Source organism: Dietzia psychralcaliphila, assembly GCF_003096095.1.
GTDB classification, from domain to species: domain Bacteria; phylum Actinomycetota; class Actinomycetes; order Mycobacteriales; family Mycobacteriaceae; genus Dietzia; species Dietzia psychralcaliphila.
In genome coordinates, this window is record NZ_CP015453.1 from 200,489 (window position 1) to 217,919 (window position 17,431).

At 69.4% G+C, this 17,431-nt stretch carries 16 protein-coding genes and 1 riboswitch; of the genes, 9 read left to right on the plus strand and 7 right to left on the minus strand.

The window, feature by feature from the left end; all coding sequences use genetic code 11:
• Positions 1-11: 11 nt before the first annotated feature.
• Complete coding sequence (locus A6048_RS18750) at positions 12-146, plus strand: hypothetical protein (protein WP_280523815.1); 135 nt, start codon at positions 12-14, stop codon at positions 144-146.
• 77 nt (positions 147-223) lie between these two features.
• On the opposite strand, the gene A6048_RS00875 is transcribed toward A6048_RS18750, so the two are convergent.
• From A6048_RS00875 to A6048_RS00885, 3 genes are read right to left on the minus strand one after another with little or no spacing between them, the layout of a single operon-like run.
• Positions 224-1,774: a cobyrinic acid a,c-diamide synthase CobB gene (locus A6048_RS00875; protein ID WP_425320803.1), complete on the minus strand. Its 1,551-nt coding sequence runs from the start codon at positions 1,772-1,774 to the stop codon at positions 224-226.
• On the minus strand, positions 1,771-2,385 hold the full coding sequence (gene cobO / locus A6048_RS00880; RefSeq protein WP_107747818.1) for a cob(I)yrinic acid a,c-diamide adenosyltransferase: 615 nt from the start codon (positions 2,383-2,385) through the stop codon (positions 1,771-1,773). Before cobO ends, A6048_RS00875 begins: the two co-directional genes overlap by 4 nt.
• Complete coding sequence (locus A6048_RS00885; protein ID WP_107747819.1) at positions 2,385-4,661, minus strand: VWA domain-containing protein; 2,277 nt, start codon at positions 4,659-4,661, stop codon at positions 2,385-2,387. Before A6048_RS00885 ends, cobO begins: the two co-directional genes overlap by 1 nt.
• 22 nt (positions 4,662-4,683) lie before the next feature.
• Positions 4,684-4,870: riboswitch (cobalamin riboswitch) on the minus strand.
• Positions 4,871-4,945: 75 nt separating this feature from the next.
• On the opposite strand from A6048_RS00885, the gene cbiE reads away from it, so the two are divergent.
• Both cbiE and A6048_RS00895 read left to right on the plus strand, forming a co-directional pair.
• Positions 4,946-6,226 (plus strand): precorrin-6y C5,15-methyltransferase (decarboxylating) subunit CbiE, encoded by a 1,281-nt coding sequence (gene cbiE, locus A6048_RS00890; protein WP_107747820.1) that lies wholly within the window; start codon positions 4,946-4,948, stop codon positions 6,224-6,226.
• Positions 6,223-6,990, plus strand: coding sequence for a cobalt-precorrin-4/precorrin-4 C(11)-methyltransferase (locus tag A6048_RS00895; protein ID WP_107747821.1), 768 nt, complete (start codon positions 6,223-6,225; stop codon positions 6,988-6,990). Before cbiE ends, A6048_RS00895 begins: the two co-directional genes overlap by 4 nt.
• 243 nt (positions 6,991-7,233) lie before the next feature.
• Here the strand turns inward: A6048_RS00895 and A6048_RS00900 are convergent, their stop codons facing one another.
• On the minus strand, positions 7,234-7,605 hold the full coding sequence (locus A6048_RS00900) for an iron chaperone (protein ID WP_107747822.1): 372 nt from the start codon (positions 7,603-7,605) through the stop codon (positions 7,234-7,236).
• 212 nt (positions 7,606-7,817) lie between these two features.
• Here A6048_RS00900 and A6048_RS00905 point away from each other — a divergent pair, with 212 nt between their 5' ends.
• Entirely contained in the window at positions 7,818-8,555 is a 738-nt protein-coding gene (locus A6048_RS00905; protein WP_107747823.1) for a mycothiol-dependent nitroreductase Rv2466c family protein, read from the plus strand.
• A 22-nt stretch (positions 8,556-8,577) separates the two neighbouring features.
• Positions 8,578-9,081: an SRPBCC family protein gene (locus A6048_RS00910; RefSeq protein ID WP_107747824.1), complete on the plus strand. Its 504-nt coding sequence runs from the start codon at positions 8,578-8,580 to the stop codon at positions 9,079-9,081.
• A gap of 174 nt (positions 9,082-9,255) precedes the next feature.
• Here the strand turns inward: A6048_RS00910 and A6048_RS00915 are convergent, their stop codons facing one another.
• The 3 genes from A6048_RS00915 to A6048_RS00925 all read right to left on the minus strand — a co-directional run bounded on the left by A6048_RS00915 (position 9,256) and on the right by A6048_RS00925 (position 14,298).
• Positions 9,256-10,122, minus strand: coding sequence for an AraC family transcriptional regulator (locus A6048_RS00915; protein WP_107748072.1), 867 nt, complete (start codon positions 10,120-10,122; stop codon positions 9,256-9,258).
• Positions 10,123-10,381: 259 nt separating this feature from the next.
• On the minus strand, positions 10,382-12,877 hold the full coding sequence (locus A6048_RS00920; RefSeq protein ID WP_107747825.1) for a polynucleotide kinase-phosphatase: 2,496 nt from the start codon (positions 12,875-12,877) through the stop codon (positions 10,382-10,384).
• Positions 12,874-14,298, minus strand: coding sequence for a 3' terminal RNA ribose 2'-O-methyltransferase Hen1 (locus A6048_RS00925; protein WP_107747826.1), 1,425 nt, complete (start codon positions 14,296-14,298; stop codon positions 12,874-12,876). The genes A6048_RS00920 and A6048_RS00925 overlap by 4 nt, the downstream gene beginning before the upstream one ends.
• Positions 14,299-14,659: 361 nt before the next feature.
• Between A6048_RS00925 and A6048_RS00930 the strand changes: the two genes are divergently transcribed.
• The 4 genes from A6048_RS00930 (at position 14,660) to A6048_RS00945 (ending at position 17,288) form a co-directional block, all read left to right on the plus strand.
• Positions 14,660-14,863, plus strand: a complete 204-nt coding sequence (locus A6048_RS00930; RefSeq protein WP_235027571.1) for a hypothetical protein — start codon at positions 14,660-14,662, stop codon at positions 14,861-14,863.
• On the plus strand, positions 14,847-15,323 hold the full coding sequence (locus tag A6048_RS00935) for a BLUF domain-containing protein (protein ID WP_107747828.1): 477 nt from the start codon (positions 14,847-14,849) through the stop codon (positions 15,321-15,323). The genes A6048_RS00930 and A6048_RS00935 overlap by 17 nt, the downstream gene beginning before the upstream one ends.
• Before the next feature lie 236 nt (positions 15,324-15,559).
• On the plus strand, positions 15,560-15,889 hold the full coding sequence (locus A6048_RS00940) for a hypothetical protein (RefSeq protein WP_211310054.1): 330 nt from the start codon (positions 15,560-15,562) through the stop codon (positions 15,887-15,889).
• An 85-nt stretch (positions 15,890-15,974) separates the two neighbouring features.
• Positions 15,975-17,288 (plus strand): ISL3 family transposase, encoded by a 1,314-nt coding sequence (locus A6048_RS00945; protein ID WP_107747829.1) that lies wholly within the window; start codon positions 15,975-15,977, stop codon positions 17,286-17,288.
• Positions 17,289-17,431: the final 143 nt, after the last annotated feature.

Below are 17,431 nucleotides of genomic sequence, written 5' to 3' on the forward strand. Positions count from 1 at the left end.
ACCTGCGGTCGGTGAACGCCTCCCGCTCGACCATCATCAACCGGATCGAGGCGGACAGCCCGACGGGGCTCGTCCTGGAGGAGGAGTGGTACGAGGGACCGACCGCGGCCGACTTCGAGTTCACCGAGGCCTGCTACCTGATGTAGCCATCTGCTGTCACCGAGTGGTGACGCCGGGGCCACCGCCCGGCAGGGTGGTGCCCCCTCAGCTCACCTGGACCGGTTCATACGGACCGTATGTCGACAACCGCCGACATGCGGTCCGTATCGCCGTCGGTACGCGGTCCCGCGACGGACGTCGCCGTCGCCCCGGCGGCGTGCCGGGTGACCGCCGCCGCGAAGCGCGCCGCGAGCGACGGGTGCCCGGCCCAGTGGGTGTGGAGGTACGACGCGTGCAGGGTGTCGGTCGCGAAGCCCTCGTCGCGCTCGGGTCCCGTCCACGCCCCGCGCATCCCCGCCCCGCTCATTTCCGCGCCGCCTATTCCCGCCGAGGAGTGTCCGGCGCCGGGGGTGACGGTGGTGCGGTGGAACTCGTGGCCGGTGACCTCGGTGCCCGCCGCCGCCAGGAGATTCGTGCTCCGCGCGGTGACGCGACGGTAGCCGAGCGTGAGCCGGGGGGACATTGCCGCGTCCGCCGGGACCGCACCGATCATCGGGGCCTCGTCGAGGGTGCGACAGAGGTAGAGCAGGCCCGCGCACTCGGCCACCGTCGGCACGCCGGCGCCGAGGGCGGTCCGCAGGGCCGTGAGCATCGGCCGGTTGGCGGCCAACCCCGCGGCGTGCACCTCAGGGAACCCCCCGCCGAGGTAGATCCCCGCAGTTCCCTCGGGAAGTGCGGAGTCGGCGAGGGGGTCGAACACCGCCACGTCGCAGCCCGCGCTGTGGAGTAGCTCGACGGTCTCGGCGTAGCGGAACGTGAAGGCGCGTCCCCCCGCCACGGCGACGACCGGCCGCCGGGGCCCGGACAACGCCAGTGCCGGCGGTCCCGAGTCGGGCAGGCCCCCCACCAGCGCCTCCTCCGCGGACCACGCCGAACCCCGCAGCGGCGGCGCCGCGTGGGCGAGCCGCATCACCGCGTCCAGGTCCACGGAGGCGGCGATGCGGCCGGCGAGGTGGTCGAGGCTGCTGGCGGCCCCCGGTCGCTCGGCCGCCGGGACCAGCCCGAGGTGGCGGGACGGCGCCGTGACGTCGTCGTCGCGACTGAGTACCCCGAGCACGGGGATCCCCAGCGGCTCGAGGGCCCGGCGGACCTCGTCGGAGTGCCGGAGGGATCCGGCCTTGTTGAGGATCACGCCGCCGATCCGGACGGTGGGGTCGAACGTGGCCATCCCCAGGACCACGGCCGCGATGCTGCGCGAGGCGTGAGAGATGTCCACCACGAGCAGTACCGGGGTGTCGGTGAGGCCGGCGACGTGGGCGGTGGAGGAGAAGCCGTCGCCCCCGATCTGGCCGTCGTACAGGCCCATCACGCCCTCGATCACGGCGACGTCGGCCGGGCGCGGCGCGGCCTGAGCGCCGTGCAGCAGGAGGGGAACGATTCTGTCCTCGCCGACCAGGTGTGGGTCCAGATTGCGGCCCGGCCGCCCGGTGGCGAGCTCGTGGTAGCCGGGGTCGATGTAGTCCGGTCCCACCTTGTGGCCGGAGACCGTGAGGCCCCTCCGGCGCAGCGCCGCCATGAGCCCGGTGGCGACGGTGGTCTTGCCGTGACCCGACGCCGGGGCGGCCACGATCAACCGGGGCAGCTCGGTGCGCGACCCGCTGGACGAGGCGGTCACCATTCGATCCCCCGCTGGCCCTTCTGGCCGGCGTCCATCGGGTGCTTGACCTTGGTCATCTCGGTGACCAGGTCGGCGACCTCGATCAGCCGGGGGTCGGCGTCGCGCCCGGTGATCACCACGTGCTGCCGACCGGGGCGCGAGGTCAACGTCTCCACCACGTCGTCGACGTCCACCCAGCCCCACTTCATGGGGTAGGTGAACTCGTCGAGCAGGTAGAGGTCGTGTCGCTCGGTGGCCAGCCGGCGTTTGATCTCGGCCCACCCCTCGGCGGCGTCCGCGGCGTGGTCGTCCTCGGTGCCGTCCTTGCGCGACCACGACCAGCCCGAGCCCATCTTGTGCCACTCGACGGGCCCGCCCTCGCCCTCCTCGGCATGCAGGCGGGCGAGGCGCTCCATCACCGTCTGCTCGCCGATGCGCCACTTGGCGGACTTGACGAACTGGAACACCCCGATGTCCCAGCCCTGGTTCCAGGCGCGCATGGCCAGGCCGAACGCGGCAGTCGACTTCCCCTTGCCTGGCCCGGTGTGGACCATGATCAGCGGCTTGTTGCGGCGTTGCCGCGTACTCAGCCCGTCGTCGGGAACGATGGCCGGTTGTCCCTGCGGCATCAGGCCACCTCTCCCTCGGTCAGTGCCGGGTTGCGACGGGCGGGGGCCGTGCGAGCGCGGACGGTGTCGGTCAGTCCCTCGGCCGTCACCTCGCCCAGCGGGATGTGTTCGGCGCCCAGGTGGGTGGCCAGCTCGGAGGCCAGGCCCATGCGGAACCGGCCGCTCTCGCAGTCCACCACCACCGACGCCACGCCGTGGGAGGCCAGCCCGGCCGCCGCGGCGCGGGACCGGGCGAGGGCGTCCGGGCCGTGGGTGGCGCGGCCGTCGGTGACGACGACGACGAGCGGTCGTCGCTGCGGATCGCGGACCCTCTCGATGCGCAGGACCTCGGCGACGGTGAGCAGCCCCTCCGCCAGTGGGGTGCGGCCCCCGGCGGGCAGTTCGGCCAGGCGGGCGGCGGCCACGTCCACCGACGAGGTGGGCGGCAGGGCGACCTGCGCGCCGGACCCGCGGAAGGTCACCAGTCCCACCTTGTCGCGGCGGCGGTAGGCGTCCAGCAGCAGGGAGAGGATGGCCGTCTTGACCTGCTCCATGCGGGTGCGCGCGGCCATCGATCCCGAGGCGTCCACGCAGAACAGCACCAGGTTGGCCTCCCGGCCCTCGCGGACCGCCGAGCGCAGGTCGCGGGCGGACAGGAGCAGCCGCCCGCCGTCGCGGCCCGAGTGGCGCCCGCGCGCGGCCTGCTGGGGCGCGGCCGCGCGGATGGTGGCGGGCAGGTGCACGTCGGAGCCGGTGAACCCGGCCGAGCCCGTGCGACGGCCGGTGGTCGTGATGGCCCGGGACCGGCGGCCGGAGACGCCGTTGCCGGTCCCGGCGACGGTCAGCAGCCGCGTACGGTATGGCGCCGAGGCAGCCGTGACCGTCCCCGGATCGGTCGAGCCGCCCGGCCGGCCGTTCTCACCGGCGTCGTGGTCCTCCTGCCGCGGGTCGCCGGTGACGGTGCCAGAGTCAGTGCCGGCGTCAGTGCCGTCGCGTGACTCCGGCCCCGGCCCGTCCTCGCCCGCGTCTGACTCAGGGCTCTGGCGGCTGTCCGGGTGGTGGTTCTCGTGCTCGGCGGAGGCGGGGGTGTTCTCCCCGGTCGAGTGCTGCCGGGCATCGGTGTTACCGGCGTCGTCGGTGTCCTCGGCGGATGCGCCGGACTGCGGGTCCTGCTGGCCGGTCGGGGAGTCGCTCGTGTTGTCGTCGTCGTTCTTATCGTTGTCGCCGGGGTTGCCGTCGTCTCCCGGGCCGCCCGTGCCGGGGCCGTCGTCCCGCGGATCGGGCTCGTCGTCGTCCCCCAGGAGGCGGTCGAGGAGCTCTTCGTCGAGGCCGGGGGCGTCGAACGGGGCGCGGCGCCGACGGTGGGGGAGCGCCATGCGTGCGGCCACGCGGATGTCGGCGCGGGTGATGCGGGTCCGGCCCTCCCAGGCGGCGTGGGCGGCGGCCGTGCGGGCGGTGACGATGTCCGCGCGCATGCCGTCGACGTCGAAGCCGGCGCAGACGGTCGCGATCGTGGTGAGCGCCCAGTCGGTGAGCTCGATGCCACCCACACGGTCACGGGCGGCGACGATCCGCTCGCGCAGGGCGAGTTCATCTGCCGCGAAGGTGGCGGAGAAGTCCTCCGGGTGGGAGTCGAAGGCGATCCGGCGGCGGATCACCTCGGCCCGCAGCGCCGCCTCGCGCGGAGCGGACACCTCCACGGTGAGTCCGAAGCGATCGAGCAGCTGGGGCCGGAGCTCGCCCTCCTCGGGGTTCATGGTGCCGATCAGGACGAAGCGGGCGGCGTGCTCCACCGACACCCCGTCCCGCTCCACGGTCACCCGGCCCATGGCGGCGGCGTCGAGGAGCTGGTCCACCACGTGGTCGTGGAGCAGGTTGACCTCGTCCACGTAGAGCAGCCCGCGGTGCGCGCGGGCCAGCAGGCCGGGTTCGAACGCGGTGACGCCCTCGCTCAGGGCCTTCTCCAGGTGCAGCGACCCGGCGATGCGGTCCTCCGTCGCGCCGATCGGCAGCTCCACCAGCCGGACCGGCCGGTGCTCGGTGGGTGCGTCATGGGGAATCGGGCCGTCGGGGGTGTAGGTGCCGCGGTCGTCCGGGGCGCTGGAGAACCTGTCGCCGGCCACGACCTCGATCTGCGGCAGGATCCCGGCGAGGGCGCGGACCATCGTGGACTTGGCGGTGCCCTTTTCGCCGCGGATCAACACGCCGCCCACTGTTGGTGAGACCGCGTTCAGTAGGAGGGCCAGCGCCATGTCGTCGGAACCGACGACAGCGCTGAAGGGGTAGTGCAGTGGCATGGGGGCTCCCGCTCTCGTCTGCCAGGCTGGTCAGCGCGAGGCCGGTCTCCGGACTTCCCGGCTCATCTCGGGCGTTCGCGCTGGGCGCGATCGCCTGAGAGGCCGGGTTACCGTAGCGGGCCCTGTGCCGGATTCTCACCGGCTTCCCTGATTCTCCCCTCCGACCTGCCTGGGGCGGGTCGTGGGGCACCTCGTGCTGTTGGGATGAAGTTGTTGGTCCTGGCCGAGGCTACCCAGTGTCCTCGCGGTCCGGGCGGCCGGGCTCGACGGTAGGGTTCCGCGTCATGAACGCACAGGTGGTGGTCGTCGGCATCGGCGGTGACGGCTGGGCGGGGCTCGACGAGATGCGCCGCAGCGCCGTCCTGGGCGCCGACGTCCTGCTGGGCGGGGAGCGTCACCTGGCGATGGTTCCGGCCGAGGTGACCGCCGAACGGGAGCCGTGGCCGCGGCCGATGCGTTCCGGGTTGTCCGAGGTTCTGGAGCGCTACGACGGACGGTCGATCGTGGCCCTGGCCTCGGGTGACCCGCTGGTGGCCGGGGTGGCCACGACGTTGCTCGACCTGCTCGGCTCCGATTCTGTGGAGGTGCTGCCAGCGGTGTCGTCGGTCGCGCTGGCCCGGGCCCGGATGCGGTGGCCCGCCGAGACGGTGGCGGTATTGCGCGACCACCGCGTGCTCGTGCGCGAACTGGCCCCGGGGCGGCGGCTGTTGGTGTTGAGCGCCGACCGGCGCACTCCCGGGCACGTCGCGGGGGTGCTGGCCGCGGCCGGTTTCGGACGGAGCACCATGACCGTCCTCTCCGAGCTGGGGAGTCCCGCCGAGGCCCGGACGAGCTGCCTCGCCGACGAGTGGCCGGCCGGCGGGGAGGCGCCGCAGCTCCACGTCCTGGCCGTGGAATGTGTGGCGGGGCCCGCCGCGCGCCCGCTCGGGTTCGTTCCCGGCCTGCCCGACGACGCCTTCGAGAACGACGGCCAACTCACCCGCCGCGACCTGCGCGCCTCGGCCCTCTCGCGGCTCGCCCCCGCCCCCGGGGAACTGTTGTGGGACGTGGGGGCCGGCGCCGGAGCGGTGGGCATCGAGTGGATGCGTGCGCACCCGTCCTGCCGAACTATTGCTGTAGAGGCGGACTTGGAGCGGGCGGCGCGGGTGGGGCGCAACGCGGAGCGCCTGGGGGTGCCGTCGCTGGAGGTCGTCCGCGGCCGGGCACCGCAGGCTCTCGAGGGGCTGCCGCAGCCCGATGCGGTGTTCGTGGGCGGCGGCGGCACCGCGCCCGGTCTGCTGCGGCAGTGCTGGGAGGCGCTGCGTCCCGGTGGCAGGCTGGTGGCCCACGCGGTGACGATCGAGACGGAGCGGGTGTTGATCGATGCCCGCGCGGAGTTCGGCGGCGAGCTCGCACGGTTCCACGTGGAACACGCCGACTCGATCGGCACGTTCACCGGCTGGGCTCCGGCGCGGGCCGTGGTCCAGTGGTGCGCGATCAAGCCCTTCGCTGCTGTGGCGGATTCCGCCGCTGCGGCTGATTCTGCCGATGCGGCCGATTCCTGGGAGACAGGGGAGACCTCGTGACCGTTCACTTCGTGGGTGCCGGCCCCGGCGCCGCTGACCTGCTCACGCTGCGTGCAGCCGCGGCTCTGGCCGCGGCGGACGTCTGCTTGTACGCGGGCACCTATCTGGACGACGGCGTGCTCGACCACTGCCGACCGGACGCGCGGGTGGTGGACACCCAGCACCTGGACCTGGACGGGATCATCGCGGCGATCGTCGCCGCCCACGCCGAGGGGCTCGAGGTGGTGCGGCTGTGCTCGGGTGACCCGTCGCTGTACTCCGCGCTCGCCGAGCAGACCCGTCGCCTCGATGCAGCGGGCGTTCCCTGGGACGTGGTGCCCGGCGTCCCCGCCTACGCGGCGGCTGCCGCGGAGCTGGGGGTGGAGCTGACGGTTCCCGAGGTGGTGCAGTCGGTGGTCCTCACCCGGGTCCAGGCCCGGTCGACGGCGATGCCGTCGACGGAGTCGCTCGAGAACTTCGCCGCCACCGGGGCGACGCTGGTGCTGCACCTGGCGATCACCCGGATCCGCGAGCTGGCCGATCGGCTGGTCCCCACCCATGGCGCGGATTGCCCGGTGGCCGTGGTGGCCAACGCGAGCCGGCCGCACCGTGTTGAGCTGCGCGGGACTCTCGCCGACATCGCCGATGCGGTCGAGTCCGCCGGCCTGCGCCAGGCCGCGGTGATCCTGGTGGGCCGGGCGCTGGTCCGGCCGGGGGAAGCGGAGTCCTGGTTGTACGCCTCGGATCCGGAAAGGGAGTCGAAGCGGCGGCGGGTGGCGGGGTAGCTCGGAGGAGTTCAGGCTCGGACTTGGCCGATACGCTGAACAGGGCTTTTGGCGTCGTCAAACGCCATCGGCACGGACGCAGATTGGTCAAGTAGCGCTGTGCGGTGTTCTGCAGGAAAAGGGGGGCGGGTGCTGGCGGGCACGAGCCCTCATCCGGACATCAAAGCTAGCGCCGGATGCGGCCGCTACGACTCACCCGACCTCGACAAGCGCGAGAGGTGGACAACCACGGAAAATGTGGCGCTACATCCACTTGACCCCATGGACCTCGTACTCGAGCACGCGGTACTCGAGCATCCGGCGGACAAGATCGACGGGCACGGCGGTGCCATACGGCAATGCGACGGTTCCCTTGCCTGTGTGAAAGCCGGTGAGGTCGTCGGCGAAAGCCGCACGTGTGCTGGGTGTGAATGCCAAGCTGGCGTGCTTGGCATGGCCGCTGAACATAAACAAGATGACGCCATCGGTGTGCACGTAGGCCGGATGTCTCCATTTGAGCTGCTCGCCAGCAGTCGGCGCGGCGGCCCGACAAAGCTCGCGAATCGCGCTGAGTTGTCGCTGCGCCGGCGGGGGGAACGCCTCGACATATTCATCAATGGTCGTCGGCTTCGTCATATCGTCAGCATGCCACTGGTTACTCCAGAGTCGCTGTTTCCAGAATTGGGGTATCGAGCGGCTGAAGAGCGCCGAGCGAGAGCGCTAAGCCGCTCTACCGGAGTTCCTGTACCACTGCAGTTCTCACCGAGGCCATACCGAACTCGACGGCGCCTCACCCGCCAACCGCGTTCCCAGCCTCCGTGAAAAGGACACCTGGCTAGGGTGGGCGTATGGACGCCGACATCAACTTCTATTTTGACCCGGTGTGCCCCTTCGCCTGGATGACCAGCAAGTGGGTGCGTCAGGTGCAGGCGCAGCGCGACTACACCGTCGACTGGCGGTTCATCTCGTTGCGCCTGGTCAACGCAGAGGTCGACTACGACGCGCACTTCCCGCCTGAGTACGAAGCCGGCCATACCGCCGGGCTGCGGCTCCTGAGAGTGGCGGCGCGTGCGCGAGCTGAGCATGGCCGGGCGGCGATGGGGCCGTTGTACGCCGCCTTCGGGGCGCACATCTTCGACACCGCTCCGGGCGCCGGCGACGACCGCAGCGAAGGCGAGGTGCGTGAGCGGCGGGGGACTCCCGAGTTCGCCGAGTTGATCCTCGCCGACGCTGGCCTGCCGATCGAGCTGGCTGACGCCCTCGATGACGAGTCGTGGGACGCCGAGATCCGCCGGGAGACCGACGAGGCGCTCTCGCTGACGGGCAAGGACGTGGGCACGCCCATCATCCATTTCGAGCCACCGACCGGCGTCGCCTTCTTCGGGCCCGTGATCAGCCGGCTGCCACATGGGGACTCGGCGGTTGAGTTGTGGGACCACGTGGTCGGGCTGGCCCGTTTCCCGGGGTTTGCCGAGCTCAAGCGCAGCCTGCGTGAGCTGCCACAGCTGGCCGCGCTCGGAGTCGACGCCGACACGGTCGGCACGCAAGAGGACTGGCACGGCGGCAGCCGGCGGCAGAAGAAGTGACCCTGTTGAGGAGGGTGGAGACATGAGCGGAACCAGCATTCGCAGTCACCGGGAGTCCGTCACTGTCGAGGCGCCGGCCGAGACGCTCTACGACGTGGTCTCCGACATCACCCGTACCGGCGAGTGGAGTCCGGTCTGCACCTCGTGCTGGTGGGACGACGAGGACGAGGCCGGTCAGGTCGGTGCCTGGTTCACCGGGCGCAACGAGCTCCCGCACCGGACGTGGGAGACCCGGTCGGTGGTGGTAGCGGCCGAGCATGGGCGCGAGTTCGCCTGGGTCGTGGGCGGCAGCTTCGTCCGTTGGGGGTTCACTCTCGCCCCTGCGCCGACAGGGACGATGCTCACCGAGTCCTGGGAGTTCTTGCCCGGCGGGATCGCCATGTTCGAGGAGAAGTTCGGCGACCGGGCGCCCACTGAGATCGCCGACCGCACGCAGCAGGCCCTCGACGGCATCCCGAAGACGCTCGGCGCGATCAAACAGATCGCCGAGTCGTCCACCGGCGCAGGGGGGCCGGCCCGACCATGACGGGCCACTCCGCACCGGGCGGGACGGCATGGGACGGGTTGACCGCGATCTATTGCTGCGCTGACTATCGAGGTGCTTGAAGAGGCTCGAATTCGCGTGCCTCCCACTCCGTATCGTCGGATGGCCGACTCGCACATTCTGAAGTCTGACTCCGGAGCCCGACCCGTACCTCAACTACGCGCGCTCGATCGGGAACCAGAGTTCGCAGGTCGCCGTACTGAAGTCCGAGGCGCGGTCGAGTACCGACACGATTGATGGACCGGGGCGCAACCTCCACGGATTGGAGGGGAACCACTCCGTTGCGGAGGCTGCGTACGCCTCTTGCAGGGCCGCCGGATGCGGCCCGGAGGTACGGAAAACCACCCACTCCCCAGCGGCCGAGTCGATCACGTCGAGGTCGTCGGGAACGTCGGCGTCGGCGTCGACCGCCACGCCGTGTAGGTAGGTCAGTTCACTGCCCTCCACGTAGTCCGAATCGACATCGGCGCTGACCTGCAGCAGCCCCGAAGGTTCAGTGCCGCTGAGCTGCTTCAGGCGATCGTGCTCGGCGGCGGGCAGAGAAGCGATATGCCGCTCGATGTGCGCGTTGACGCCCTCGTGGCTCAGTGGCACCCGGGTGGCGTGGCCGATCAGGCGAATAGCGTGGTGAGTGAGGATTCGGGCATCCATGGGGACGCTCCCTTCGACGGTCAGGCGGAACCTGAGTTGCGGTTGGCTGCGAAGGGGGCCGCCATGACGTCGTACGTCACCATGGCTCACGCCGTGCACGGCACGGAATGCTCGACCGAAGGCCTCGGTGGAGCCATACCCGTACCGCACTGCGATCGTCAGCAGGTCTTCGTCACCGACCACGTCGGACGCAGCGACTGTCATGCGTCGACGCCGGACGTACTCCGACACCGGCATCCCAGCGAGGGACGAGAACATCCGGCGGGCGTGATAGCCGGTCGTCCCCCTCTCGCGGGCGATCGCATCGACGTCAAGCTCATCGCCGAGGTGTCGTTCGATCTCGTCGACGAGGCGGTTCAGAAACTCGATCATGGTCGCTCCCTTCACGATCAACTCTCGTCGGTCAGCGACCTGCGCGCCCGACTACTCCGGTCCGATTCAATCGGACCGGAGGCAGCGCGGAGAGGCACCCGCACGAAGGTGCTGCCAAGTAACCGTGGTCTTCAGCTGGGCCGGAGCACCCGCCCCGGATCGCGGTCGCCCGTCATACCCCGCCTATCCGGTACCAGAACGAATCGGCGCGAGGTAGAACGTGCTGCGGCATCCCTGGCCGGGTTCCCTGCGCACAAACTCACAACCGCGGGTCCACGGGTTCGGACTCCATGGCCAGGACGCCGAAGACGCACTGGTGCACTCGCCAGAGCGGCTCACCGGCTGCGGCCCGGCGTGCCCCTTCGAGGCCGAGCGCGTACTCACGTAGCGCCATGGAACGCTTCTGTCCGAGCGAGCGATTCTTGAGGCCGGCCAGTGTCGCCGGGGTGGTGTAGTCGGCGCTGTAGATGATGCGCAGGTATTCACGTCCGCGGACCTTGAGTCCTGGTTGGACCAGGCCCTTTTTTCCTCGGGTGAGGTTGGCCAATGGCTTGACGACCATGCCCTCCCCGCCGGCGGCGGTGAGCTCCTCCCACCACGCCGACCCTGCAGCGCGCGAACCTTCGCCGGCGACGTCGACGACGAGGCGGCGTGTGGTGCGGAACAGTTCAGGGTCGGCGGCGATGAGTCGATCCGCCAGACCCAGGTGCCAGCGATGGTCCCGGCTCTCGTAGGTGCCGGCGTCGCTGCCCACGAACTGGAACGGAGCGATCTGCAGGCCGAGCCCGTTGTCGACCGGCTGGATATAGCGACGGTAGGCCTCGACGAATCGCTCGGCATTGCCCGCTCGGCTGCGGGTTCGGGAGAGCACATCCTCGACGTCGATGCCGCGACGAGCGGCGGCGTCGAGCACGCGGACAGCGGCCGGAAGGGCGGTGGTAGCGGCGGCGCCCACAGCGGCGTACTGGTCCCGGATCATCGGCTCGGCTTTGAGCGTCCACGGCAGGATCTCGGTATCGAGAAGCAGCCAGGTGGCGCCCAGGTCCTCCCACACCCCGGCGGCTGTGGCCGCGCGAGCGATCCTTTGCAGGACCACCGACTGCCGGTCATCGGGCAGGAAGGAGCGACCGGTGCGGGAGTGGATCACCCCGCCGCCCTGGTCGGTCACGCGCACGACCGCGCGGGAACCCATGTGCTTCTCCTGGCAGATCACGCGCTCGACGCCCTGCTTGGCGAAGTGGTCGAACGCCTGATCAGGGTGTTCGAGGAGGTCGTCGCGCGGGGAACTGTCGACTGGTGACATGGTCGGCGGGAGGTAGAAGAGCTGCTCCGGGTCGACGGCGAAGCGGCTCATCACCTCCAGCGCCCCTGCCGCATTGTCGTCGCGCATCGACACCCGTCCCATGTACTGGGTCTCGATGATCCGGGGCCCGAGTACGTCGGTCAGCTTCAACGTCGCGGGATCCCGCTCAGGCGGCGCCGGGGGCCGGATCGGCTCGTAGTAGGTGTCCTGGGCGGGCACCGAGACGATCTCGCGTTCAGGGTAGCGAAGCGCGGTCAGGGACCCGCCGAACACGCACCCGGTGTCCAGGCACATGGTGTTGTTGACCCACTCCGTCTCGGTGACCGGGGTGTGCCCGTACAACACCGTCGCTGACCCGCGGTAGTCCTCGGCCCACGGATAGCGGACAGGCAGGCCGAACTCGTCGGTCTCGCCACTGGTGTCCCCGTACAACGCGAACGCCCGCACCCGCCCGGACGCGCGACCGTGGTACTTCTCCTTCAGGCCGGCGTGTGCCACGACCAGGTTGCCGTCATCCAGGACGTAGTGCGCCACCAGACCGTCACAGAACGCACGCGTCCTGGCGACAAACGAGCCGTCCTCTGTCGCCAACTGATCCAGAGTCTGTTGCAGACCGTGAGTGGCCTTGACCGACCCTCGCCCCAGCGCCTTGGCGAGCTTGGCCTCGTGGTTGCCGGACACGCACAGGGCGTTACCGGTCTCGACCATGCCCATCGCCAACCGCAGCACGCCCGGAGAGTCGGGCCCGCGGTCGACCAGGTCGCCCACGAACACCACGCGCCGCGACTCAGGGTGGCGCGCGTCGACCGCCCGGCGCGCCTGGTCCCTCTCGAGGGTGTAGCCCAGTGTCCCGAGCAACTCCTCCAGCTCGGCGCGGCAGCCGTGGACATCGCCGATCACATCGAACGGGCCGTGATCGTCGCGGCGGTCGTTGAACAACCGGGTCCGCACGATCGAGGCCTCGGCCACCGCCTGCTCCGAATCCAGCACGTGGATGGAGCGAAACCCCTCCTTCTTGAGCCCGCGCAGCGAGCGGCGCAGCTGGTCCTGCTGGCGCTTGATCACCCGGGCGCCGAAATCGCGACCCGCGCGGGCCGCATTGCGCTCCACAGCCACCGAGGTGGGCAGGTCGAGCACGATGGCAGCGGTCAACACGTCGTGCTCCTTGGCCAGGGCCAACAGAGATCTGCGGGCCGCCGGCTGCACATTGGTCGCATCGATCACGGTCAGTAGCCCGCGAGCCAGGCGCTTGCCCGCGATGAACTCCAGCACCGCGAACGCGTCTGCGGTGGCGTCCTGGGCGTTGGGGTCATTGCAGACCATCGCCCGGCAGTCGTCGCTGGAGATCACCTCTGTCGGGGTGAAATGGGTCGCCGCGAAGGTCGACTTGCCGGAACCACTGGCACCGATGAGCAGGACCAGGGACAGCTCCGGGATGGGCAGCTCACTCATGCGGGCACCTCCACGGGGGCGGAACGACTGAACACGGCCATCTGGGTCGGCGGCCCGACCTGCGGGTCCGCTTCACCGACGGGGCGGAAATCCACTTGGTACTCGTGCGCCCGGGCCACCGAGTGGGCCCAGGTCTGGAACTGCTCGCGGGTCCACTCGAAACGGTGATCCGAGTGCCGGAAGCCTCCCGTGGCCAGCGCCGGGTAGTGCACGTTGTACTCGACGTTGGGCGTGGTGATCACCACGTGCCGGGGACGCATCGCGCCGAACACGTTGCGCACCACCGCCGGCAGACGGTCGGGATCGACGTGCTCGATCACCTCCATCAGGATCGCCATATCGAGATCGGCCAGCCGCTCGTCCTCGTACATCAGGGAGGAGCGCAGGAGGGACAGGCGGTCGGCCTGGCGCTCGGTCATCGAGTCCACGTTCAACCGCGTGGCAGCTGTGGACAAGGCGATGTCCGAGACCTCCGTACCGATCACGCGTGCCACGCCCTGGACCTTGAGCAAGCCGCCCAGCAGTGCGCCTGAGCCGCAGCCCACATCGGCGATCGACACCGGCGCCAGATCGCGGACCACCTTCAGAACTGCGTCATGACGCACCCTGACCAGGGGGCGTGGGCTGGCGGCCTCGTCCGTGCCAACCGCGTCGTCACGGCCGTTCTCCCGGGTGCGGTCATCTAGTTCGGCGAGACGGGTCAGCGCGTTCTCGCGCAGATCGCGCTGACCGGCCAGGGAACGATGCGCTATCAGGTCGCGCTCGGGGTGAGAGGGTAGCCATCCCTCTCCGGCGCGCAACAACTTGTCGACCTCGTCCTGGCCCACCCAGTAGTGCTTGGCCTCATCGAGGACGGGGAGCAGGACGTACAGGTGACTGAGCGCGTCCGCCAGCCGCACCGACCCGGTCAGCGTCAGAGACACCAGCGGCGCCGCGCCCCACTCGGGTCGGGTGGCGTCGAACGCGATCGGCTCGGCCTGGATGTCCCATCCCAGTGGCGCGAACAACCGGCGCACCAGGTCGGGTTCACCGGGCACCGTCGGCAGAGAGATCGTCAGATCCAGGGGAGACTCGACCAGGTCCTCGTAGCCGACACACTGACCGTTGAGCGCTGACCGGAACACTTTTCCCATCGCCACCGCCAGCAGCGAGGACGCCACGTACGGGCGGTCGTTGACGTAGTGCCCCAGCGCAAAGGCGTCACTGCGCCCGGATCGTCCCCGGACCAGCGCGACCGGGTCCACCTCCAGTAGCAACGCAGCAGTACACGCGTCCGCGCTGACCTGGGGGTAGAACACATGCGCAGTGCCGGCGTACACCCCGAATGACTGCACCTTGTCGGGATGCTTGTGCAGCAGAAAACCCAGATCACCTGGCGTGGCGAGCGCCTCCGAACGGCGCGCAGTGATCGTCAGTAACATTCGGTCAGTCTGCCCCAACTCGGTGGCCGGGGCGGCATTGTGGTCCGAGGTGGTCCGAGCCTGGTGCCGTGGGCGGCTGAGCCCGGTAGCCGGGGCGCTGCGGAGTCACGCCGGCTGGGCCGGAACGTCATTCGGCCGGGCGGGGTCTGGCCGCGGCCCGGACCAGTCGGCGCGGTCGCCCGAGTCCCGGCCGCGGCCGGTGCTATCGGTGGCGCGGTCCCCCGACGCCCATCATGATGACCGTGTGCGCCTTCCTGACGGAGTAGTTCAACAGTTCGTCACATGGTGGGACACCTTGTAGAAAAAAGGGGTGGGAGTGGCTTCGGCAATCGGTGGGGACCAGGAAATACAATGGTCTCAGGTGGAAGACAGTTTCTTTGTCGGCAATTTCCGCGGGAACTTTGTGGGTTATATCGACCGGGACGCTAGCGGCATCTTTATCTGCTACGACAGGATGTCGAGACCACGGGGCGAGTCCAGATCGCTGGACGAGGCGATGTCCAGCCTGAATAGTCTGTATTTTTCCGACGCGAGCGATGGAGAGTTGAATGTCGCTGGATACTGATTCCCCCGCGTCGCCTGGGGTGCCCGGGCTCAAATATCTCGTGTACACGAGTGTGCCGGTGCGGAAGATGATGCCGGGCGATCTGGAGTCCATTCTGTTCACCTCCCGGGAGCGCAATCGTGCAGCCGGGATCACCGGAGTTCTTCTCTTCAGGAACAACTGCTTCATTCAGTTTCTCGAAGGTCCCCCGTCTGCGATAGACGCGTTGATGACGCGAATCGCAGCCGATGACCGGCACAGTCGTGTTCGGGTGCTGCTGACGGAACCCGCAGCCGATCGCAGTTTCGCCGACTGGAAAATGGGTTTCGGCATCCCCAAGGAAACTCAGTCGGCCGGGGTCGACGGCGTGCGGGACAGTTTCAACGACCTCACCGGCGGGTCGAGCTACGACGTCGTACGTCGGGCCGCCGAGGACTTCTCGATCTGGTTCAAGGTGAAGGAGCGTTCGACCCCGACCTGAAGCCAGCGTTCTCTTCCACCCGGGCGACGGGCACGCCGGCACGCAGGACGCGATGCGCCCCGCAGAAGCAGGACTGGTAGGCCACGATGCCCTCGCTGGTGCGGTGCGAGGAGCGGGCCAGCCAGTCATGGTGATGCGCGCCCGGATCCGCGGGTGGCGGGGCCGAGAGGTCGTGGTCGAGAGCAATGGGTGAACAGGCTGTTCTCGTCATGAACTGACTGTGGTGCAATGGGTCAGTGCAGTTCAACCATGGCAATATGGTCGGCCCCACGCTCGCGGCGGAACTGGCCTCACTCGCCGCCCGAGGATGGGCCGTCGACACCGCCGTCACCGTGCTCCGCGCCCATGGCGTTCGCAGGCCCGACCTCGACGACGCGACGTCGACGCGCCTACAGGAGTGGTCGTTGTGGTTGAGGGTGCCGTTCTCGGCCCCGGACGTGGACAGCACGTGCGACGCGATCAACGTGCTGTTGGAATCGGCCGCGTCGAGACCGTCCCTGAGTACGCACGACGGGCACAAACCGGCTCTTCCGGATCCGGAGTGCGTAGCGGGGATGCTGCGGTGATGCGGTGAGGCACAAGATGTAGGGGTCCTGGGGGTGTGAGGATTGCGGTTCCTACACCTGCACCCAGAACCACCCAGGACCCGCTTTGAACGCTACCGCCAGCCTGCTTGCCGACACCATCTGCCGCACCGTCGAGCTCGGGGTGACGATCACCGACGCCGCGGTGGCCGACGAGTTCACGCACCTGTTCTGCTCCCCGGTCACGCTGGACCCGGTGTGCGCCGACTGCGGGACGGAGGGGAGGCTGCGTGACCACATCGAGCGGAAGGTGACCGATCTGCCGATCGTCGGCCATCCCACCAGACTGCACGTACGCGTACCACGCTTCACCTGCGACAACACCGAGTGCGCTACGAGGATTTTCCAGCAGCGCATGCCTGATTTGGCCGAGCCGCGGGCCAAGACCACCCGCCGGTGCAGCCGCTGGATTCTGCAGCGCCTGGCGATCGACCGCACCAGCGTGGCCGCCGTCGCGAAGGCCCTCGGGCTGGGCTGGGATCTGGTCAACGACCTGGCGGTCTCCGAGACCCGCGCCATGGTCTACGACCAGCCCGGACACTTCGATGGCGTCCGCGTTCTCGGGGTCGATGAGCACAAATGGAAGCACGTGCGCGGCGACGGCAGCAGCTCGTTCGTCACCGTCTTGGTGGACCTGACCCCGGTCGTGGACGGCACCGGCCCGTCTCGTCTGTTGGACATGATCCCCGGGCGCTCGGCGAAGGTCCTCACCGAGTGGCTCAACGCCCGCGACCAGGTGTTTCGAGATCGAGTCAAGGTGGTCACGATGGACGGGTTCGCCGGCTACCACTCCGCCGCAGCCAAGGCCGTGCCCGCAGCACGCACGGTGATGGACCCGTTCCACGTCGTGCATCTTGCCGCCGCCAAGCTCACCGTGTGCCGCCAACGGATCCAGCAGGCCACCACCGGACACCGGGGCCGCACCGGCGATCCGCTGTACGGCATCCGCCGCACCCTGCGCACCCGCGCTGAGCTGCTTACCGACAAGCAGAAAGTCCGCTTGTTCAAGGCGTTCACCGCCAATGACGCGCACGCGGCGGTGGAGGTCACCTACAGCGTCTACCAGCGACTCATCGCCGCCTACGAGGCCTCGGGCAGGCGGGAGGGCAAGATCGCGATGTACAAGCTCCTCAAGTCGATCCGGGCCGGGGTGCCCAAGGAGCTGCCCGAGCTCGCCCAGCTGGGCCGGTCGCTATGGAAGCGCCGCCGCGAGATCCTCGCCTACTTCGACGTGGGCGCCTCCAACGGCCCCGTCGAGGCCATCAACGGCAGGCTCGAACACCTCCGCGGAATCGCCCTGGGCTTCCGGAACCTCAAGCACTACATCTTGCGGTCACTGATTCACTCCGGACAGCTGCGGGATCGGATCAATGCACTCTGAATCCGGAAGGGCCTTGGAGGCTCTTCCGGATCCGGAGTGCGTAGCGGGGATGCTGCGGTGATGCGGTGAGGCACAAGATGTAGGGGTCCTGGGGGTGTGAGGATTGCGGTTCCTACACCTGCACCCAGAACCACCCAGGACCC